Here is a 17787-nt window from a genome sequence, read left to right on the forward strand (position 1 = left end):
TCCACGGAAGCTAATCGACCTCCTGGGTTGGCGTTACAGCCTTTCTCCAGGTCTTTACCATCATTGAAGATTTCCCTCTCCATTCGGAGATTCTCCGAACGGAGAGATAACTTAGTTGCCTGAAGCAATTGAATGTAAAACTACGGAAAGGGTCCGGCACCCGCTGTTTCACCAGGGCCGTCGCTGCCCGTAGTTTTCCCAGCACAGGCCGGAAAATCGTGATGGGAAGCGAGATGATTCAGCGAGTACCTGTCACCACTCATGTCCACGGAACGGCAGCGCGGATCGGCTGGTTCGCCCTGTATCTCGAAGCACTGCTGGTCCCCCTGGTGCTCACCTGGCTGTCGTACGGCCCGCGGACGATGAAGCTCGGCGAAGTGGTTGCCCTGGGCCTCGGTCTGGTGGCCTTCTCGGCCTTGGTGGTCGCGGTGATTCTGCCGGCCAGGGTGTCCCCGCTGATCGCGGCCTTCGGGATCGAGACGATCCTCAAGATCCATCGCGGGATCGCGAAGGCAGCCGTAGTCCTGGTGCTGTTGCACGTGGTCGCGGTCCTGATCGAAGACCCTCGGGGCCTGCGGATCTTCAACCTGCTGCACACGACCGCGGCGGCGCGCGCGGCAACCTGTTCGACGGTGGCGCTGATCCTGATGGTCGTCCTCGCGATCACGCGATCCCGTCGCCGGCCCCGGTACGAGGGCTGGCGGATGGTCCACAACCTGCTGGCGGGCGTCGTACTGGTGACTGCCTGGCTGCACGTGTGGTGGCTGCGGCACCTGATGACGAAGCCGTTGCTGGCCATCTGGTTCTTCGGAACCGGCGTGCTGGTCGCGACTCTCTCCGTACGGCGTTGGCTGTGGTTGCCGCTGCGCGCACGCCGGCGCTCCTACCTACTTCAGGATGTACGGCGTGAGCCGGGCGACGGGGTCACGTTGACGATCGCGGCGGACCGGCACGGCGGCGTACCGTTCAACGCCGGGCAGTTCGCGTGGCTCAAGTTCGGTACGTCGGCGTTCGTGTTCGAGGAGCATCCCTTCAGCATCTCCTCGAACGCCGACCGGCCAGGCGTCAAACAGTTCACCATCAAGGCACTCGGCGATTTCACCGAGCTACTCAGCGCGCTGCGGCCCGGCCGCCGCGTGTATCTGGACGGCCCGTACGGCGGGTTCACGATCGAGGGGCTCGACGGCTCGGCCGGGTTCATGATGATCGCGGCCGGCGTCGGCATCACCCCACTCATCAGCATGTTGCGCACCTTGGCCGATCGCCGCGACCAGCGCCGGCACTGGCTGATCGTGGCCGCCCGGACGATTGAGGAACTGATGCTGCGACCCGAGATCGACGAGGTCCGGCAGCGCCTCAACCTTCAGGTCGTCGAGGTGCTCAGCAAACCGGGACCCGAGTGGATGGGTGAGACGGGCCGGATCAGCGGCAGAGTGCTCACGCGTTATCTGCCGCGCAACCCGTCCCGGCTCAACTACTTCATCTGCGGACCCGACCCGATGGTCCACACCGTCAGCCACGCGCTGGCAGCGCGCGGCATTCCGTTGCGCCGCATCCATACCGAACGATTCGGCGCAGCCTAGGAAGTCCACAGTTGTAGTTCGGAAAGCTGTCCAGCCGGCCAACCGGTATTCGCGGTGATGTTCACTCGCCAATACCGCTGGCTCGAGGCTGGGAAGGTCATCGTCGCGGTCGGCGAGAAGGTATAGGTGGCGGCAGCCTTCACGGTGGTGAAGGTGTTTCCATCCGTGGATCCCAGCAGAGACAAGGTTTGGTCGCGGGCTCCCCACGAAGCAGGCAGTTGCAGCACGACCCGGCTCACGGACTGGGCGGAGCCGAGATCGACCTGCGCCCACTGCGGGAACACGTTGTTCGCGCTCTCCCAGTACGACGCCTGGTTCCCGTCGGTCACGTTGCCTGACCCGAAGGACTGGTTGTGCGAGGACTCGCTGGTGGGCTTACCGGCCGCCAGGTTCGCCGGCGCGGTTGAACCACTACTGAACTGCAGACTGTTGAAGTTCCAGCCGCCGTTGTCCTGGTAGACCGTCAGAGTCTGAACCCCGGCAGGCAGAGTGACCTGAGCGGTGACGGTTCCCCAGGTCTGCCAACCGCCGGTCGACGGCAGGCTGACGTTCCCGCTCAGGTTGGTGCCGGATGCATTGGCCACATGGAGCGCATTGGTCACCGCGGCCGGCGCCGCGACGCGGATCCCCACGCTGTAGGTACCAGCGGTCGCGACGTTGACGGTGTAGTGGAACCATTGCCCGCCAGTAGTCCAGCCCAGGTTGTAGCCGCCGCCCGTATCCGACGTCGCCTCCAGGTCAACACCATCAGCCCGATAGTTGTTCGCGTTGCCGTTGATCGAGCTCACGTTGTACGCGACGCCCTGTCCCCCCGTGTTGTAGTTCTCCGCCTGTACGACGCCGGGCACCGCGGCCGCCGTACCGCCGTACGGGCCCTCCTGCGGAGGAGTGCCGGTCTGCCAACTGTTGCCGCTCAGCGTCGCCGTGAACCCACTCGAGCCATTGATGTACGGCGATCCGCCACCGGTGACCGTGTTACCCGTGATCGTCGCGGAACCGGAGGGAGCCGGGTAGAACGGCGGTGAAATCACGATGCCGTTCCGCCCGGGCGAGGTGACGGTGTTGTTCTGGAGCAGGGTGTTGGTCGACGTCGAGAACCCAATCCCGTCGTACAGGGAATTGATGATGGTGTTGCCCGTAGCAGTCACGTGGTCGACCACGCCGACGTTCTGTCCGTCGCCGCCGTTGCCGATGTGGAACGCCGGTTGCCCTTGGCTGTAAGCATTTCCACCCGACCGTACGACGGTGTTGCCGCTGACCGTGGTCGACGACAGATCGTTGCCGTTGACGCCGAATCGTCCGGCGCCCAGGCCGATGTAGCGGGCAGTGTCGGAGACGTAGTTGTTCTCGACGCGGTGACCGCTGCCGCCGTAGATGCCGACGCCCTTGCCACCCCAGGGTGCGATCGAGGTGTTGTTCGTGACGACGGCGTTCGCCATCGGGGTGTAGTAGACGCGAGTGCCGTCGATGTCGTTGTAGTTGACCGAGTTGATCGCCAGCGCGTCATCACCAGTGCCGCGGACGAAGTTGTTCGTGATGGTCAGGTTGTTGCCGACGGAGTTGCCCATCGACACGTTGTTGATGTTGGCACCGTCGGCCCAGATCGTGGTCAGGCGGTTGTTCCGGATCGTGCCGCCGGTACCGGAGGCCCAGAAGCCGGAGAGCGTGTGCTGGGTCCAGATCCCCTCGGCCACCCAGTTCGTACCGGTGACGTCCATCGAGCCGCCCGCGCCGTCGACCGTTGCCCGGCTGGTCGCGTTGGTGTCGACGTGCAGGTTCCGGATCGAGGTCGAGGTCAGGCCCCACAGCGCGGGCAGCGGAGTGCTGTTCGGCAGCGGTACGTCGCGGTAGATCGTGCTGTACCACGAACCTGCGCCCGCGATCGTGATCCCCTGCGCCTGCAGGCCTTGCGTGCCCTTCACGTAGAAGGTGCCGGCCGGGATCCACAGGACCCGCCCCTGAGACTGCGCCTGGTTGATGCAGTTCTGGATCGCTGCTCGGCTGTCGACCGACGCCGGGTCGGCCGCACCGTTGGTCGGCGTGTTGTCGGCGACCGCGCCGCAGTCAGTGATGGAGATCGAGTTGGCGGGTTGGGCAAGAGCCGCCGGGGCGCTCTCCACATCGATGACATCAACGTCGTAGAAGGCAGCTGAGTTGGCGGCGTCCTTGCGCAGCATGAACGTGCCGCCCGCGGCGATCGGCGTACCGGTGACGAAGGTGCGGGTCTCGTCGAAGAACACCCGCGGGCTGCCGTCCGCGGGATTCTGACTGTTGCCGTTGTAGTTGTTGTTGCCCTCATACAGCCAGGTCTGCTTCGAGTTGACGTTGACCGCCTGGCGCAGACCGCCGTCGACGTACAGGTTCAGCGTGCTGGTCTGGCCAGTACCGCTGCTGTTGTCGGGGATGCTCACCCGGACGGTGATCGCGCTGATCGGGCCGCCGGTGTTGTTGGTCCACTGCACGCTCTGGCCGGTGCCCGCGAGGTGAGCGTAGGCATGCCCGGAGGCTTCCAGCGAAGCACTCGAGTACTGCGTCGTCGGCGCGGCCGTCAGAGAAACCGACGTCGCGCCACCGCCGAGCGAACCGGCCTCGGCCTCGTAAGAGGTGAACGGTACCGTCGCACCGGCAACCGCGGTGGCACTCGCGGCAGCCGGCGTGACCAGCACAGCCGTGATGGGTAGGGCAGCGACGCACGCAGCGACGACCAGCCGACGGAGCGGATTGGAGGGCATAGCTTCCTCTCTAGACCGTGCAGGCCAGGAGTGGGCTGTCCCGGCGGGCGACTACAGCGGCCTCAATGTCCGAAAGTTTCGAAGAACTGTTCAAAACTTGCATGGACACCGTGGGAAGATGAAACGCCAATGTCACCCGGGCGTCAAGAACCAGAGCCGGTCTTGCGAGCGCGGATGGTCAGGAAGATGACCGAGACCAGGAACCAGAACGCGCCGAACAGCGAGTAGCCCGCAATAGTGGACAGTCCGCTGGTGGGCGCGGCCGACATCGCAGCGAACGAGGCGCCGGCGAGGACGGAAAGGCCGCCGCTGATGATCATCGGCCACTGGGACCCGACGGTACGGCGACGTCGTACGGCGACCGTGAGCTGGATCGCGCCGGAGAGCAGAGCCCAGACACCGAAGACGAGCAGGGCCTTGCCGACGGTGGAGAAGGTAGCGGCGAGCATCGCGACGGTCGCGACGAGGCCGAGCGAGACGTTGATGGTGGCGACCCGGTTGGGGCTGCGCTCGAGCAGGGTGGCGACGGCGTCCCACAGTGGGTAGATCGTGAGCAGGACGGCCGCGATCAAAGTCAGCTTGTCGGTCGAGACGAGCGAGCTGGTGGTCGTGAAGACGAGCGTTGCCCAGAGCAACGAGAAGCCGGCCCGAATCAGGTAGACGGTGCGGAGTCCGGAGTGCGATGTGGTGGTCGAAGGTACGGCGGTCTGTGTCATGCAGCCAGTGTTCGCGCTCCGGAGCCACGCCGTGTACTACGGATGAAGTACTTCGCCGCACCGGGGATGGCGCAGAATCAAGGCATGGCGCAGCGCGAGAACGACGCACCCCTGTGGATCCGTCGTCCGCAGCTGGTGAACTACGCCGCGTACGCCGTGGCCGGGCTCGTCTTCGCCGGTCAGCTCGTCGCGCTGGTACTGCGGGGGCCGGACTGGCCGACCGCGTTGTCCGTGGTCCTCGCAGGCGTGGGCGTTGCCTTGTCTTGGTGGCAGCCGTGGGCCGGGCTGATCGTGACCAGCGCGACCTCGTTCGCCGTCACGGCAGTGGGCAACGACCCGCTCTCGCTGTGGATGGTGGCGGTGCTTGTGCTGATCTCGGTCACCTTCCGAGGCAAACAGCCGGTGATCGCCACCGCCGTCGTCGCGGCGTCCTTCCTCGGCGCCTATATGACGGTCGGCGGGTTTCGCGGCGGGCCGGTCGCGGGAGTCGCCGCGCTCTTCTCGGCCGTGTCCGGCGGAGCAACCGGTACGGCGCTCCGCATCTACCGCGATCACTGGTGGACCCTGGAGGAACGGGCCGAAAGCGAGGCCACTCGGCGCGTCTCCGAAGAACGACTCCGCATCGCCCGCGACCTCCACGACGTGATGGGACATCAGGTCGCGATGCTGAGCGTGCATCTCGGGGTCGCGGAGATCGGGCTACCGCAAGGCGCCGAGTCGTCCCGCCAAGCCCTCGATGCGGCCAGAGCCAACGCTCGGACGGTCGTCATGGAGACGCAGCGGATCCTCGCGCTGATCCGTCGCGGCGACGACGTCTCCGACGGCGAAGCCCTGCGGCCAACGCCGTCGCTCAGCGGTCTCGACGGGCTGATCGCCTCGTTCGGCAGCATCGGTCTCGACGTACGGCGGGTGCTCGCCCTGCCCGACGGTTTCGTCGAACCCAGTGTCGGTGTGACGGTCTATCGAGTCGTCCAGGAAGCGCTCACGAATGCCCACCGACATGGGGTGGGGACGGCAACGGTTGAGGTCCGCGAGCACGAGGGCCGGATCTGCGTCACCGTCGAGAACCGCATCGATCCCGCGCACCAGAGCCGAGGCAGCCTACTCGGGCTGGTGGGGATGCGGGAGCGCGTCGAGTCCTCAGGTGGCCAACTGACGATCGACACCGCGGACGGCGTCTTCCGCGTTCGCGCGGACTTCAGCCCCTCGGGAGCCGACGTCCGATGACGCGCGTACTGATAGTCGACGACCAGGACGACATGCGGGCCGGTATCCGGGCCATGCTCCTGCTCGACCCCAGCCTTGACGTGGTGGCCGACCTCTCGGACGGTCTCCAGGTCATCCCATTCCTGCGCGAGAACCCCGTCGACCTGATCCTGATGGACATTCGGATGCCCGGCATCGACGGAGTCGAGGCGACCCGCCGGATCCGCGCCGATCACCCGGCCGAGGAGGTGCGGGTGATCGTGTTGACCACCTTCGATCAAGACGAGATCGTCCTGGCTGCCCTCCGGGCCGGCGCCAACGGCTTCCTGAGCAAGACCGTCAGCCCGGCTGAACTCGTGGCCGGGATCACCGAGGTGGTCACCGGCGGCGGAGCGCTCTCCGCGGCCGCAACCGCCGCCCTCATCGGCCACATGACTGACAGCCCGCCTCCGGTCGTCGACCAGGAGCTGCTCCAGCGGTTCCGCGCCCTGACTCCACGAGAGCGGGAGGTCGTCGTACTGATCGCCGGTGGACTCGCCAACGAGGAGATCGCGGCTCAGATGTTCCTCTCCCCGCTCACCGTGAAGACTCACGCCGTACGGGCTATGACCAAGGTCGGCGCTCGCGACCGTGCGCAGCTCGTCTCCTTCGCGTTCCGCGCCGGCCTCTACTCCTGAATCAAGAACTCCTGAATCAGGCCGACGGCTGCGCTGCGGTGCGGCCGGTGAGGATCCTGAGCAAGCGGGTCAGTGACACGATCTTGAGCAGGGCAAGCGCTCCTGCGGTCAGGTAGGCCAGCCACATCACACCGAAGTTGTGGCCGAGCACCAGCGAGACCACGACGCCGCCGGTGTTCAGAGCCTTGGCGGGCATCGACCAGTTGTACTTGTAGATCGGTTTGTCGATCCGGAAGAAGTAGTTCGGGCTGATGCAACCGGGCCACAGCAGGAAGGACAGCGTCAGCATCGTGTCCAGGACACCGAACTGGAACAGGAACAGCGCCAGCGGGCCGAGCACATCGGGATAGACCGCCAGGAACGCTCCCGCGAGGAAGAACGCGCACGCCCGGTCGCAGACGACGTCGAAGACCGCGCCGGAGATCGTCTCCTGTTTGCGGTAGCGGGCGACGCCGCCGTCGAGCGAGTCACCGAGCCAGTAGACCGGGTAGGCGATGAACAACCAGATCGGCGTACCGACCCGATAGGCCACCACCGCGAAGGCCATCGCGACCACCGTCCGCGCGAGCGTGATCCGGTTCGGCAGCCCGAGCAGTTCGCGGGTCGCCATCGCCGGACCGATCTTGGTCGCGTTCTCGTTCATCAGCCGCCTTCGGTAGTGGTGCCCCGCGCGAGTCCACGCCCGACGAGGTAGTCGTAGCAGTCGCGCAAGAGCCAGTAGGTCTCGTGGTTCGAGCGGTCGATCTCGACGAGATTCCAGTTGACCGACGCGCCGGCGCGAACCACGCCGTCGATGTCGACCACACCCTGACCGTAAGGCACCAGCAGATCGTCCATCCCCCGCGCCGGACCGTCCTTGAGGTGAAGGTACTCCAGCCGGTCACCGAGCGACCCGGCGAGGCCGACCGGATCGACGCCTCCGGTCTGGGCCCAGTACACGTCCAGCTCCAGCACCACCGCCGGGTCCAGCGCGTCCAGCAGGACCTGGTACGCCGTTCGCCCGCCGAACGAGTTCCGGAACTCGGCGAAGTGATTGTGGTACCCGATCCGCATCCCGTACGACGTCGCGTGGGTCACCGCCTCGTTGATCCGATCGGCACCACTCCGGATCCCGTCCACCGTGCTGAACTCCTCCGGCTCCAGACTCCACACGAGCGTGTCCGCGCCCAGTTCGGCGTACTGGTCGAGGATCGCGGTGGCTCGCTCGCCCGTCGGAAACGGCGCGTGCGAACTGCACACCTCAAGCCCCAGGGCGTCGAGGCGAGACCTGACCACCTTCGGCGCATGGCCGTAGAGGTCGTAGGTCTCCACCCCGGCAAAACCTATCCCGGCAACCCGTTCCAGGACACCGAGCAGGTCCTCCCCTGCCTGATCGTGCAAGGACCACATCTGGAGGCCGATCAGCGCGCTGGACACCCCAAAAGCCTAAGGCCGCCCCGGAGCAGAACGCCTTCCGTGGCCGGATACTGCCCCGCCCGGACCTCGCCGTACCGGGCACCCAACGTCCGAAGGATCGCAGCACCTGGTCGGCGTGTTTTCGGACGTTAGATTTGGAGGGCGGCGTGCCGGGCGAGCAGGAAGGCTCGCTCGGCCTCGTTGTCGGTCAGGGCGAGCGCTTCCTCGTAGGCCGCGATCGCTTCGGCGGTGCGGCCGAGCCGGCGCAGGAAGTCGGCCCGAATCGCGCTGAGGTAGTGATAAGCCGCGAGCGCGGGTTCTTCCGCAAGCGGTTCGAGCGCCACCAGGCCGGCGTCGGGACCATCACGCATGCCGATGGCAACGGCCCGGTTCAGATCGGCCACGGGTGATGGCCAGGAGGCGCGCATGACGTCGTACAGGGCGATGATGCCCGACCAGTCGGTCTCCTCCCAGGACGCGGACTCAGCATGTACGGCGGCCAATGCGGCCTCGACCGCATACCGCGATGGCGAGGCTCGGGTGAGCGCGTCGGTCAGGGCCGCGACGCCCTCGTTGATCAGGTCGCGATCCCACTGGGAGCGGTCCTGTTCGGAGAGCAACAGCAACCGACCGCCGCTGTCCGTGCGAGTGGCCGATCGCGCTTCGACCAGCAGGAACAGGGCAAGCAGCGCGCTCACCTCGGCCGTGCCCGGCATCAGGAGGCGCAACTTCCGGGTGAGCCCGATCGCGCTGTCGACGAGATCCCGTCGTACCAGGTCCGGCCCGGATGGCGCGACGTGGCCGGTGGTGAAGATCAGGTGCAGCACCTCGAGCACCGCGGCCAGCCGATCGACCAGCTGATCCGGCGGCGGCACCCGATATGGGATGCCCGCGGCCAGGATCTTCTTCTTCGCCCGCGTGATCCTGGCGGCCATCGTCGTCTCCTGGACGAGGAAGGCCCGCGCGACGTCGCCGGTCGACAAGCCGCACACCAGCCGCAATGTCAGCGCCACCTGCGCATCACGCGCGAGCGCCGGGTGGCAACAGGTAAAGACCAGCCGGAGCAGATCGTCCTCGAGAATCTGCTCCGGCCCCGGGACCGCGTCCTCAGGCATGAGGAGCGGCAACGTCTTCCGCTCCTGCGCCGCTCGGCGGAGGAAGTCGAGCGCCCGGTTCCGCGCGACCGTGGTCAGCCAGGCACCAGGACGATCCGGTACGCCGGACTCCGGCCAGGTGCGCAGTGCCTGCGCGAACGCATCCTGGGTGAACTCCTCGGCCAGATCGAGATCGCGCGTCACCCGAGTGGTGGCCGCCAGCACACGGCCCCACTCCTGCCGATGCGCCTCGGCCACCTCGTCCATCGTCGGCTAGCCGTGGTTGACGAGCGGGCGAATCTCCACGCCACTGTGACCGACATGGACCTCGCGCAGTCCCGAGGCCAGGGCGATCACCTGGTCGAGGTCCTCGGCCTGCAGCAGGTAGAACCCACCGAGCACCTCCTTCGCCTCCAGGAACGGCGCATCGGTGACCGTCACCTGATCATTCGCACCCAACCGCAGACTCGTCGCCGTCGTCGACGGCTCCAGCTCACCGGCCGCCAGTACGGCGTCGCCTGCCTTGGCCGCGAACTCCTTGTGGGCCGTGTCGATCCGCGCCCGCTCGTCCGGACCCATCGCCGCCCACTCGACCTCGTCACCGAAGATCAGCACCATGTAGTTCATCATCCGAGCTCCCTGCTTCGGGGTCACTCTTTGACCCATTTACTCGTACGACGATCCTGTGGTGACCCGATTCGACACCTGCGCGCGTTTTCTCGTCGTGATGATGCCGATGATCGTGATGGCGATCGCGATCACCGCGGTCGCGCCGATGTTCAGCCGCTGATCGGACTGCGTGACCATGTAGATGAGCAGGGCCGGGATGACGATGACGACCGCCCAGGTCAGATAAGGGTAGGCCCACATCCGCACCGGCATCGGCGTACCGGAGTCTTCCAGTTTCGCGCGGAGCCGCAGCTGCGAGATCGCGATCACGAAGTACACGAGCAGCGCCACCGCGCCTGAGGTTGCGAGCAGGACGCCGAAGACGTCGTCGGGGAAGAGGTAGTTGCTGATCACCGCGAGGAAGCCGACGGCGGTGGACGCGAGCACCGCGACGCGCGGCACCCCACGGCTTGTGGTCTGGGTGACGATCGCAGGTGCCTGGCGCCGTTTGCCGAGCGAGAAGATCATCCGCGAAGCGGTGTAGAGGGCTGAGTTCAGGCAGCTGGCAACAGCAACCAGGACGACGAGATCGACGATCACCTTGGCGCCGGGAACGCCGAGCGCCTCCAGCGCGACCTGGTACGAACCGTCCGCAGCCAGCCGGGGCTCGTTCCACGGGACGATGACGACCACCAGCAGGATCGATGCCAGGTAGAAGATGCCGATCCGCCAGATGACCGACCGCGTGGCCTTGCCGATCTTCTCATCGGGGTGGTCCGACTCGGCCGCGGCGATCGTGACGATCTCGGTGCCCATGAAGCTGAACATCGTCACCAGCACGGCGGCCGCCACAGCACCGAATCCATTCGGCAGGAAGCCGCCCGTGTCCCACAAGTGCGCGACGCCGCTGTGCGTGTCACCGAACACACCAATGACGGCGAGCACGCCGACGGTGATGAAGCCGATGATCGCAACCACTTTCAAGAGTGCGAACCAGAACTCGAACTCGCCGTAATTCGCCACGCTGAACAGATTCGTCACTGTCAACGCCAACGTCACCGCGAGCGCCCACACCCATTTCGGCACACCGGTCCAGCTCTCCAAGATCCCGGCGGCCGCGGTCGCCTCGACCGGGATCACCAGCACCCAGAACCACCAGTAGAGCCAGCCCACCGTGAACCCGGCCCACGGTCCGATCGCTCGATCGGCGTACGTCGAGAACGACCCGGTATCCGGATTCGCGGCCGCCATCTCGCCGAGCATCCGCATCACCAGTACGACGAGCGCCCCGGCGAACGCGTACGCGATCAGGACGCCCGGTCCCGCCTTACTGATCGCCGTACCGGATCCGACAAACAGGCCGGCACCGATCACCCCGGCAATGCTGACCATCGTGACGTGACGGCTCTTCAGCCCTGCGGAGAGATCGTTGCCGGTTCCAGCCATGCGGACGACTCTAAATGGCTACGCTCAGTAGCCTGCGAAGACCCCGCGTAGCGTGTCGAGCGTGATCGGACCGGTCAGCTCGACCGAGTCCGGCGTACGGTCCGGGCCGAGACGACCGGCAACCAGCCGGAACCAGGCCTCAGCGGGCAGAGTCAGCGAGCCGTCGGGCTGCGCGGGCGAGCCCTTGTCCAGGCTGACCGGATCGGCCAGCCGCAGCGTGAACTCCAGGGCCGGCCCGGTCGTCGCCACCGCGAGTACGGCGGTCTCGCCGTTGAGCGCGGCCGGCTTGCTGACCCAGCTGAGGTCAAGCGCGCCCTGGAACAACTCGGGAACGGCCTCGGCATCGAGCGTGGCCGCCGGATCGATCGCGCTGCGCACGTCCCACGAATGGAGCGTCAGTTCGTTGAGCCGCATCCGGCCGATCGTTGCAACGTCGACCGGCGCGGGCAGCCAGCCCAGCTCGAAGCGGAGGTCCACCCGCTGTTCGTCGTTCAGCGACTCGAACAGCGCCACCAGCTTGTCGTTCCACTCGATGAACCCGTCAGCCTGCTCGCGACGCGACGCCGCGTTCCACCGCGCCCACACAGTCTGATTGAAGTCGCCCTCCGCCGGCGGCTTCCCGTCCAGCGCCAACTGGAGCGTGTTCGTCATGATCTCCGCGCCACTCCCCAAGTGGCTCAGCACCTGCGCGATGTCCCATTCCGTCGCGGCCGACGGACCGGCCAGCGCGTCGTCGTCGAACTTCTTCACCAGATCCGCGAGCCGGTCGTAGCCGCTACGGAGCGCGGCGATGACGATATCGGCGTTACTCAAGCTGTGCCTCCAGAAGCAATCAATCGGTTCAGTCCTCAATCATCTGACCGACCACGCTTATTCCCGTCAGCCCGGGAATCAGTCCGGGAATCAGCCCGCGAATCAGCCCGGGTCCACCAGGCCGCGGCGGACGGCTTCGGTGACGGCGGCGGCCCGGTTCGCGGTCCCGAGCTTGCGGTAGGTGCGCACCAGATGCGTCTTCACCGTCGCCTCGCTGAGCAGCAACTCCAGCGCGATCTCGCGATTGCTGAGTCCCTTGGCCAGCAGCCGCAGTACGCCGATCTCCCGGTCGCTCAGCTCGGACGTGGGCGCAATCGCCTCGTTGACGAGCAGGCCGATCGCCTCCTGGGCGATGCCGGTACCGCCTCCACCAGCCGTCCGGAGCGCGCGGAACAGCTCATCAGGCGGACCCGCCTTGAGGACGTAACCACGCGCCCCAGCCGCGAGCGCCAGCGCGATGTCGGTCCGCGTCCCGTGGCTGGTCAGTACGACGACCTTCGCCTCCGGCGCGACAGCGACCAGCCGGCGAGTCGCCTCGACCCCGTCGATCGCGCCCTTCTCCAGCCGCAGATCCATCAGGACGAGATCGGGACGCAGGTCGAGGACCAGCTTGGTCGCCTCCTCGCCGTCACCGGTCTCACCGACCACGTCGAAATCGGGTTCGCCCTCGAGCAGCGCCCGCAGTCCGGCACGAACGACCTTGTGGTCGTCGACGAGCAGAACTCTCATCCGACCGGCACCACAGCAGTCAGCGCCGTACCGCGGCCTGGGGTGCTGTTGAGGGTCAAGGTGCCACCCAAGCCGCGCAGGCGTTCCCGCAAGCCCGGCAAGCCATAACCCCGATCGACTCCAGTGCCGGGGTTGAGCCCAGAGCCGTTGTCTCGGACCTCCAGCTGGACGGACGTGTCGCGCCAATCCAGTACGACGTGGATCCGGTCGGCGGCCGCATGATCCCGGACGTTGGCCAACGCGCCCTGCGCGGTCCGCAGCAGCGCCGTCTCCAGTTCCGGAACGATCGGCCGCGGCTCGCCCTTCACCTCGAGCACGACCTCCGCGCCGTACCGCTCCTCCCGACGACACAACTCCGTCAACGCCGCCTGCAGACTGCCGTCTTCCAGCTCCGCCGGCGTGAGATCGGCAATCATCCGCCGAGCCTGTACGACGTTCTGTCCCAGCGTCCCGGCCACATCCCGCATCCGCTGTCGCGCCTTCGCGGGATCCGAGTCCCAGTCCCGATCAGCCGCCTGCAGCAGCATCCGGCTACCGGCCAGCTCCTGCGTGAGCGTGTCATGGATCTCGCGGGCCAACCGCGCTCGCTCCGCCAGCGCTCCCGCTTCGTGTTGCTGCACAGCCAGCTGATCACGGGTGGCGGCGAGGTCATCGATGAGTTGCTGACGGATACTCGTGTCCCGCTGCTGACCGGCGTACAGGGCGACGGTCGTCAGGATGGCAGCGACCGGCGGAAGGAAGAGCTCGAACGAACCGGACTGCCGGAACACCGCGATCACCAGCAGGACCGTGAGGATGCCGACCGCAACGATCGCGGGTTTCGGCGGGAGCGCCCGCAGCAGCAGGCAGGCCAGCGGAATCGCCAGCCACGCATAGACCGCGGCATATGAGGTGGGCAGCGTCGTTGCCATCAGCAACCAGACGACGGCAATCGCCGCGATCAGCACAGGTTGCCAGCGACCGAGCCGCTCCCCACCCCACACCGTCAGCGCATAGCCGCCGGACAACAGGGCACTCAGCACCAGCACGCGATTGCACAACGGACTGTCGATACTGAACAGCCGGATCAACGCCCCGGCGACAATCAGCACGAACGCGCCATGCATAGCGAGCTCCAACCGGGACACCGCACTCCGGGACACGTGAGCTCCTCCCTCAGGCATTCTGCTGGCCGAGTCTATCGGCGGTGACCAACCCCGATCCGTCAGCGGCCGGGGTGCAGACCCAGCCAGCCGGGACTCGCCGGCCCGGTCACCTCACCGAAGTACAGGCTGAACGTCTGCCGCCAGCGCTCGACCTCGCCGCGATCGGCCATGAAAGCCGGGAACCCGTCCAGGTTCGCGTTCCGGTAGGTCCAGATCGGCCGCAACCCGGTGCCCGGGGCAACATCTGTCCGGACCGACCATCCGTTGTAGGCGGTCTGCTGCCGCTCTTTGGTGAGCTGCCAGTTGAGGTAGAGCTTGGCGGCAGTCCGGTTCCGGCCCCCGGCGAAGATCGCGGCCCGCTGACCCCACGCCATGAACGGGTCACTGGCCGGCACGATCCAGCGCACCCGGCCAGTCCCGCGCGGATCGCCGGAGCCGCCGACCCCAATCGCCTTCTGTGCCGCCGCGAGCGACCTCGCGGGCGTGTCACTCCCCCGGCCGAACGCGAGCTGCTGCTCGGCCAGCTGAGCGATCCACGACCAACCGTAGGTCTCGGCGTACCGCTTGAACAAGTAGAGCGTCGCGTCGTCGTCATTCGGGTACGCCGATGCGATGCGTCCGCGCCAGCGCGGATCGGTCAGCTCCTTCGGCGAGCGGGGTGCCTCCGCGCCGGCCGCGTCGGCGTCGTACGAGAAACTGAAGCCGTACACGGCGATCGCGGTCCAGGCGGCCTCGCTGTCCTTGAATCCGCTGTGGACGCTACCGAACCCGGCCGGCTTGTAGCGCAGCAGGCGTCCTTCGCGCTTCCACCGGTCGAAGTTCTGCAGCGTCTGCAATTGCGCCACGTCAGGCACAAGCGTCCCGGTCGCAAACTGGTTGTCGATCCGTACGTCGTGAAACTTGCTGTAGTCAACGACCACGGTCAGGTCGATCTCGGGGAACCTGGCCCGGAAGGCCGCAGCCATGCCCGTCTGCTGGTCCGACCTGTCACCACCCGCATAGATGACAAGCTTCCCGGACTCGGCAACCGCTGCCCGGTACAACTCGTCCAGCGACCGCGTCTCCTCCGCACCGGCAGCCGAGGCCTGCGCCGTCGACCCGACGACAGCAGCAGCACCCAGCCCGGCGCCGACCCCGAGAATCGTCCGGCGGCCAACCTTGTGGTCCATCATGTTCGCGGTCCTCTCTGGTGGAATCCCTTCCCCGAGATCCTCACCGGCCGCGCCTGGCGCCCGCGTCCACCGACCAGTTCATTTCCACACCGAACGGCTCTTTGCTGTTCATCCGTTCGGTTGAACCGGCCCGCGATGGTTGCCGGTCGCGGGCCGGATCGGTACAGTCTGATTTCTGTTAGGAAAGTTTACTTATTGTTTCGCTGCTGTTCACCCGAGCCCCGCCCCCGTTGGCCGGAAGGAGCGCGACGTGTCCCTGTTCCGCCGTACGAGCGTGTCCGCTGTTGTTGTCGCGGTGCTGTTGTCGTCTGTCCTGACCGCCCCCGCCCAGGCGGCCACCACCTGGCCCGGCGGCGCTGCCGTGACTGTTGCCGATGGCTCCAATGTGTTCGGCCAGAATCTCAGTGGGCTCTCGTTCGAGAGCCCAGATGTGTTGTGGGCAGTGAAGAACGGGCCGAGCACGCTGTATCGGCTTGTCCGGGACGGCGCCAGGTGGAAGCCGGACTCGGTGGGAGCCCGGGCCCTGAGCTATCGCGACGGCAGCGGCGACCCGGACGCCGAAGGCGTGGTCCGGACGCCGGACGGCGTACTGGTGTCAACCGAGCGGGACGGAGACGACGACGAGACCAGCTTGCTGAAGGTGCTGCGGTTCGATCCGAAGTCCACGGCGAGATCTGTCAAGGCCACTGCTGAATGGGATCTCACAGATGACCTGCCCGAGGTGGGCAGCAACAGTGGACTGGAAGCCATCTCGTGGGTGCCGGATTCGTTCCTCACCGCGAAGGGCTTTCGCGACGAGCGCACGAAGGCCGTCTACAACCCCAGCTCCTACGCCAACCACGGCACCGGCCTGTACTTCGTCGGGCTCGAGGACAACGGCATGGTCTACGCCTACGCGCTGAACCAGTCCGGCGGGAGCTTCACCCGCGTGGCCGCGTTCGCCGGCGGCTTCCCGACCATCATGGACCTCGAGTTCGAGCCGGACACCGGCCGCCTGTGGTCGATCTGCGACAACACCTGCCAAGGACGCAGCGCGACGCTCTCGATCGTGAACGGCAAGTTCACCGTCGCCGCGACCTACAACCGGCCATCAGGCTTGCCCAACTACAACCACGAGGGCTTCGCGATCGCTGGTACGACGGGCCACAAGCAAGTCGTGTGGGCCAACGACGGCAACGACGGCGGGCACGCCCTTCGCGCCGGCACCCTCTGATCATTTCTAGCTGGGAGAGCACTATGCGAAGTCTCGCTGTTGCGGTGGCGTTGACGGTTCTTGGCGGCAGTACGGCGGTTGCCGTCGCTCAGACGACGAAGGAGCAGGACGACAAGCGGCCGCACGTCGCGAAGAACATCATCTACATCCAGGGTGATGGCATGGGGCTGGGCCAGCGTGACCTGATCCGGCTGGCATTGAGGGGCCGGTACGGCGAACTGGAGCTCAACAAGCTGCCGGTGGCCGGGCTGGTGCGGACTACGTCGGTGGATCCGGACGAGGTCGTGACCGACTCGGCGGCCGCAGCGACTGCGTTGGCGACTGGTCACAAGACGCGCAACGGCGTGGTCGGCATGGATCCCCAGGGGCGTCCGGTCGAGACGATTCTGGAGCTGGCCAAGCGGGCGGGGAAGTCGACCGGCCTGGTCACGACGGCTCAGGTGACCGGAGCTTCGCCGGCAGCGTTCGCGGCGCATGTGCCGAGTCGCGACCTGCAGAGTGACATCGCCAAGCAGTACATCGAGAACGTCCGGCCCGACGTCCTGCTCGGCGGCGGCGAGGACTGGTGGTTCCCGAAGGGCAATCCGGGTCAGTGGCCGGACAAGCCGGGCGAGGAGAGCCGCAGCCCCTACGGCAACCTCGTCGAGAAGGCTCAGCGCACTGGCTACACGTATGTCCGCAACGCCACCGAGCTTCGGCAGACCCGATCGAATCGGCTGCTCGGGCTGTTCTCGAACGAGGACATGGTCGACTACGGCCCGGAGGGTGTCGGCAAGTACGCGCCACGAGTGCCCCTGCAGCAGATGGCTCGCAAGGCGCTGGACGTCCTCTCCCAGAACCCACGCGGCTTCTTCCTCTTCCTCGAGGAGGAAGGCATCGACGGCCTCTCGCACGACAACAACACTCCCGGCGTGATCGACGCCGGCCGCGCGCTCGACACCACCGTCGCCGAGGTGATGCGCTTCGTCGCCACCCATCCGGACACGCTGGTGATCATCAACGGCGACCACGAGACCGGCGGCCTGAGCATCCAGGACTACGACACCGACGAGGAGAAGACCGACCCGCGGCAGGACGGCCCGTTCCCGATCCCGGGCTCCAAACTGCGGTTCGCCGTCGACTGGACCACCAACAGCCACAGCGGCACTGACACCCCGCTCACCGCGACCGGCCCCGGCTCGGACCGCCTCGGCCGCGTCCAGGACAACACCGAGGTGTACGCCGCCATGCGTGCCGCCGCCCGGCTCTGACCGGGTG

At 66.6% G+C, this 17787-nt stretch carries 16 protein-coding genes; 5 read left to right on the forward strand and 11 right to left on the reverse strand.

Annotation, left to right across the window (positions count from 1 at the left end; translation table 11 throughout):
• The first annotated feature begins 233 nt into the window (after window positions 1-233).
• Entirely contained in the window at window positions 234-1583 is a 1350-nt protein-coding gene (locus ACFVWG_RS10855; protein ID WP_391542999.1) for a ferric reductase-like transmembrane domain-containing protein, read from the forward strand.
• Here ACFVWG_RS10855 and ACFVWG_RS10860 read toward each other — a convergent pair.
• Together ACFVWG_RS10860 and ACFVWG_RS10865 are read right to left on the reverse strand one after the other, a co-directional pair.
• On the reverse strand, window positions 1580-4315 hold the full coding sequence (locus ACFVWG_RS10860) for a carbohydrate-binding protein (RefSeq protein ID WP_391543000.1): 2736 nt from the start codon (window positions 4313-4315) through the stop codon (window positions 1580-1582). The genes ACFVWG_RS10855 and ACFVWG_RS10860 overlap by 4 nt on opposite strands.
• A 143-nt stretch (window positions 4316-4458) precedes the next feature.
• Complete coding sequence (locus tag ACFVWG_RS10865) at window positions 4459-5031, reverse strand: DUF308 domain-containing protein (RefSeq protein ID WP_391543001.1); 573 nt, start codon at window positions 5029-5031, stop codon at window positions 4459-4461.
• A gap of 42 nt (window positions 5032-5073) precedes the next feature.
• On the opposite strand from ACFVWG_RS10865, the gene ACFVWG_RS10870 reads away from it, so the two are divergent.
• Together ACFVWG_RS10870 and ACFVWG_RS10875 are read left to right on the forward strand one after the other, a co-directional pair.
• Window positions 5074-6258 carry a sensor histidine kinase gene (locus ACFVWG_RS10870; protein ID WP_391543002.1) on the forward strand — a complete coding sequence of 395 codons (1185 nt, stop codon included), beginning with the start codon at window positions 5074-5076 and terminating at the stop codon, window positions 6256-6258.
• Complete coding sequence (locus ACFVWG_RS10875) at window positions 6255-6914, forward strand: response regulator (protein ID WP_391543003.1); 660 nt, start codon at window positions 6255-6257, stop codon at window positions 6912-6914. Before ACFVWG_RS10870 ends, ACFVWG_RS10875 begins: the two co-directional genes overlap by 4 nt.
• A gap of 16 nt (window positions 6915-6930) precedes the next feature.
• Here ACFVWG_RS10875 and ACFVWG_RS10880 read toward each other — a convergent pair whose 3' ends face one another.
• The 9 genes from ACFVWG_RS10880 to ACFVWG_RS10920 all read right to left on the reverse strand — a co-directional run bounded on the left by ACFVWG_RS10880 (window position 6931) and on the right by ACFVWG_RS10920 (window position 15317).
• On the reverse strand, window positions 6931-7557 hold the full coding sequence (locus ACFVWG_RS10880) for a CDP-alcohol phosphatidyltransferase family protein (RefSeq protein WP_391543004.1): 627 nt from the start codon (window positions 7555-7557) through the stop codon (window positions 6931-6933).
• On the reverse strand, window positions 7557-8330 hold the full coding sequence (locus ACFVWG_RS10885) for a sugar phosphate isomerase/epimerase family protein (RefSeq protein WP_391543005.1): 774 nt from the start codon (window positions 8328-8330) through the stop codon (window positions 7557-7559). The genes ACFVWG_RS10880 and ACFVWG_RS10885 overlap by 1 nt, the downstream gene beginning before the upstream one ends.
• Window positions 8331-8458: 128 nt before the next feature.
• Window positions 8459-9670, reverse strand: coding sequence for an RNA polymerase sigma factor (locus ACFVWG_RS10890; protein ID WP_391543006.1), 1212 nt, complete (start codon window positions 9668-9670; stop codon window positions 8459-8461).
• A 6-nt stretch (window positions 9671-9676) separates the two neighbouring features.
• Window positions 9677-10033, reverse strand: coding sequence for a YciI family protein (locus tag ACFVWG_RS10895; protein WP_391543007.1), 357 nt, complete (start codon window positions 10031-10033; stop codon window positions 9677-9679).
• 36 nt (window positions 10034-10069) lie between these two features.
• Window positions 10070-11458 carry an amino acid permease gene (locus tag ACFVWG_RS10900; RefSeq protein ID WP_391543008.1) on the reverse strand — a complete coding sequence of 463 codons (1389 nt, stop codon included), beginning with the start codon at window positions 11456-11458 and terminating at the stop codon, window positions 10070-10072.
• Between the two features lie 24 nt (window positions 11459-11482).
• Complete coding sequence (locus ACFVWG_RS10905) at window positions 11483-12271, reverse strand: maleylpyruvate isomerase family mycothiol-dependent enzyme (RefSeq protein ID WP_391543009.1); 789 nt, start codon at window positions 12269-12271, stop codon at window positions 11483-11485.
• Window positions 12272-12373: 102 nt separating this feature from the next.
• Entirely contained in the window at window positions 12374-13000 is a 627-nt protein-coding gene (locus ACFVWG_RS10910) for a response regulator transcription factor (RefSeq protein ID WP_391543010.1), read from the reverse strand.
• Window positions 12997-14142 (reverse strand): sensor histidine kinase, encoded by a 1146-nt coding sequence (locus ACFVWG_RS10915; RefSeq protein ID WP_391543011.1) that lies wholly within the window; start codon window positions 14140-14142, stop codon window positions 12997-12999. The genes ACFVWG_RS10910 and ACFVWG_RS10915 overlap by 4 nt, the downstream gene beginning before the upstream one ends.
• A gap of 62 nt (window positions 14143-14204) precedes the next feature.
• Complete coding sequence (locus tag ACFVWG_RS10920; RefSeq protein ID WP_391543012.1) at window positions 14205-15317, reverse strand: ABC transporter substrate-binding protein; 1113 nt, start codon at window positions 15315-15317, stop codon at window positions 14205-14207.
• Window positions 15318-15567: 250 nt separating this feature from the next.
• On the opposite strand from ACFVWG_RS10920, the gene ACFVWG_RS10925 reads away from it, so the two are divergent.
• The gene (locus ACFVWG_RS10925; RefSeq protein WP_391543013.1) at window positions 15568-16530 is read left to right on the forward strand and encodes a hypothetical protein; all 963 of its coding nucleotides are present in this window, start codon (window positions 15568-15570) and stop codon (window positions 16528-16530) included.
• Window positions 16531-16553: 23 nt separating this feature from the next.
• Window positions 16554-17780: an alkaline phosphatase gene (locus tag ACFVWG_RS10930; protein ID WP_391543014.1), complete on the forward strand. Its 1227-nt coding sequence runs from the start codon at window positions 16554-16556 to the stop codon at window positions 17778-17780.
• Window positions 17781-17787: the final 7 nt, after the last annotated feature.

The sequence above is a fragment of the Kribbella sp. NPDC058245 genome (assembly GCF_042882005.1).
Taxonomy (GTDB): domain Bacteria; phylum Actinomycetota; class Actinomycetes; order Propionibacteriales; family Kribbellaceae; genus Kribbella.

Bases quoted from the DNA above. Each gene is read 5' to 3' on its own strand.
- ACFVWG_RS10910 (WP_391543010.1), bottom strand. From the start codon at position 13,000: ATGAGAGTTCTGCTCGTCGACGACCACAAGGTCGTTCGTGCCGGACTG.
- ACFVWG_RS10900 (WP_391543008.1), bottom strand. From the start codon at position 11,458: ATGGCTGGAACCGGCAACGATCTCTCCGCAGGGCTGAAGAGCCGTCAC.
- ACFVWG_RS10895 (WP_391543007.1), bottom strand. From the start codon at position 10,033: ATGATGAACTACATGGTGCTGATCTTCGGTGACGAGGTCGAGTGGGCG.
- ACFVWG_RS10865 (WP_391543001.1), bottom strand. From the start codon at position 5,031: ATGACACAGACCGCCGTACCTTCGACCACCACATCGCACTCCGGACTC.
- ACFVWG_RS10880 (WP_391543004.1), bottom strand. From the start codon at position 7,557: ATGAACGAGAACGCGACCAAGATCGGTCCGGCGATGGCGACCCGCGAA.
- ACFVWG_RS10930 (WP_391543014.1), top strand. From the start codon at position 16,554: ATGCGAAGTCTCGCTGTTGCGGTGGCGTTGACGGTTCTTGGCGGCAGT.
- ACFVWG_RS10890 (WP_391543006.1), bottom strand. From the start codon at position 9,670: ATGGACGAGGTGGCCGAGGCGCATCGGCAGGAGTGGGGCCGTGTGCTG.
- ACFVWG_RS10875 (WP_391543003.1), top strand. From the start codon at position 6,255: ATGACGCGCGTACTGATAGTCGACGACCAGGACGACATGCGGGCCGGT.
- ACFVWG_RS10870 (WP_391543002.1), top strand. From the start codon at position 5,074: ATGAAGTACTTCGCCGCACCGGGGATGGCGCAGAATCAAGGCATGGCG.
- ACFVWG_RS10920 (WP_391543012.1), bottom strand. From the start codon at position 15,317: ATGATGGACCACAAGGTTGGCCGCCGGACGATTCTCGGGGTCGGCGCC.
- ACFVWG_RS10855 (WP_391542999.1), top strand. From the start codon at position 234: ATGATTCAGCGAGTACCTGTCACCACTCATGTCCACGGAACGGCAGCG.
- ACFVWG_RS10860 (WP_391543000.1), bottom strand. From the start codon at position 4,315: ATGCCCTCCAATCCGCTCCGTCGGCTGGTCGTCGCTGCGTGCGTCGCT.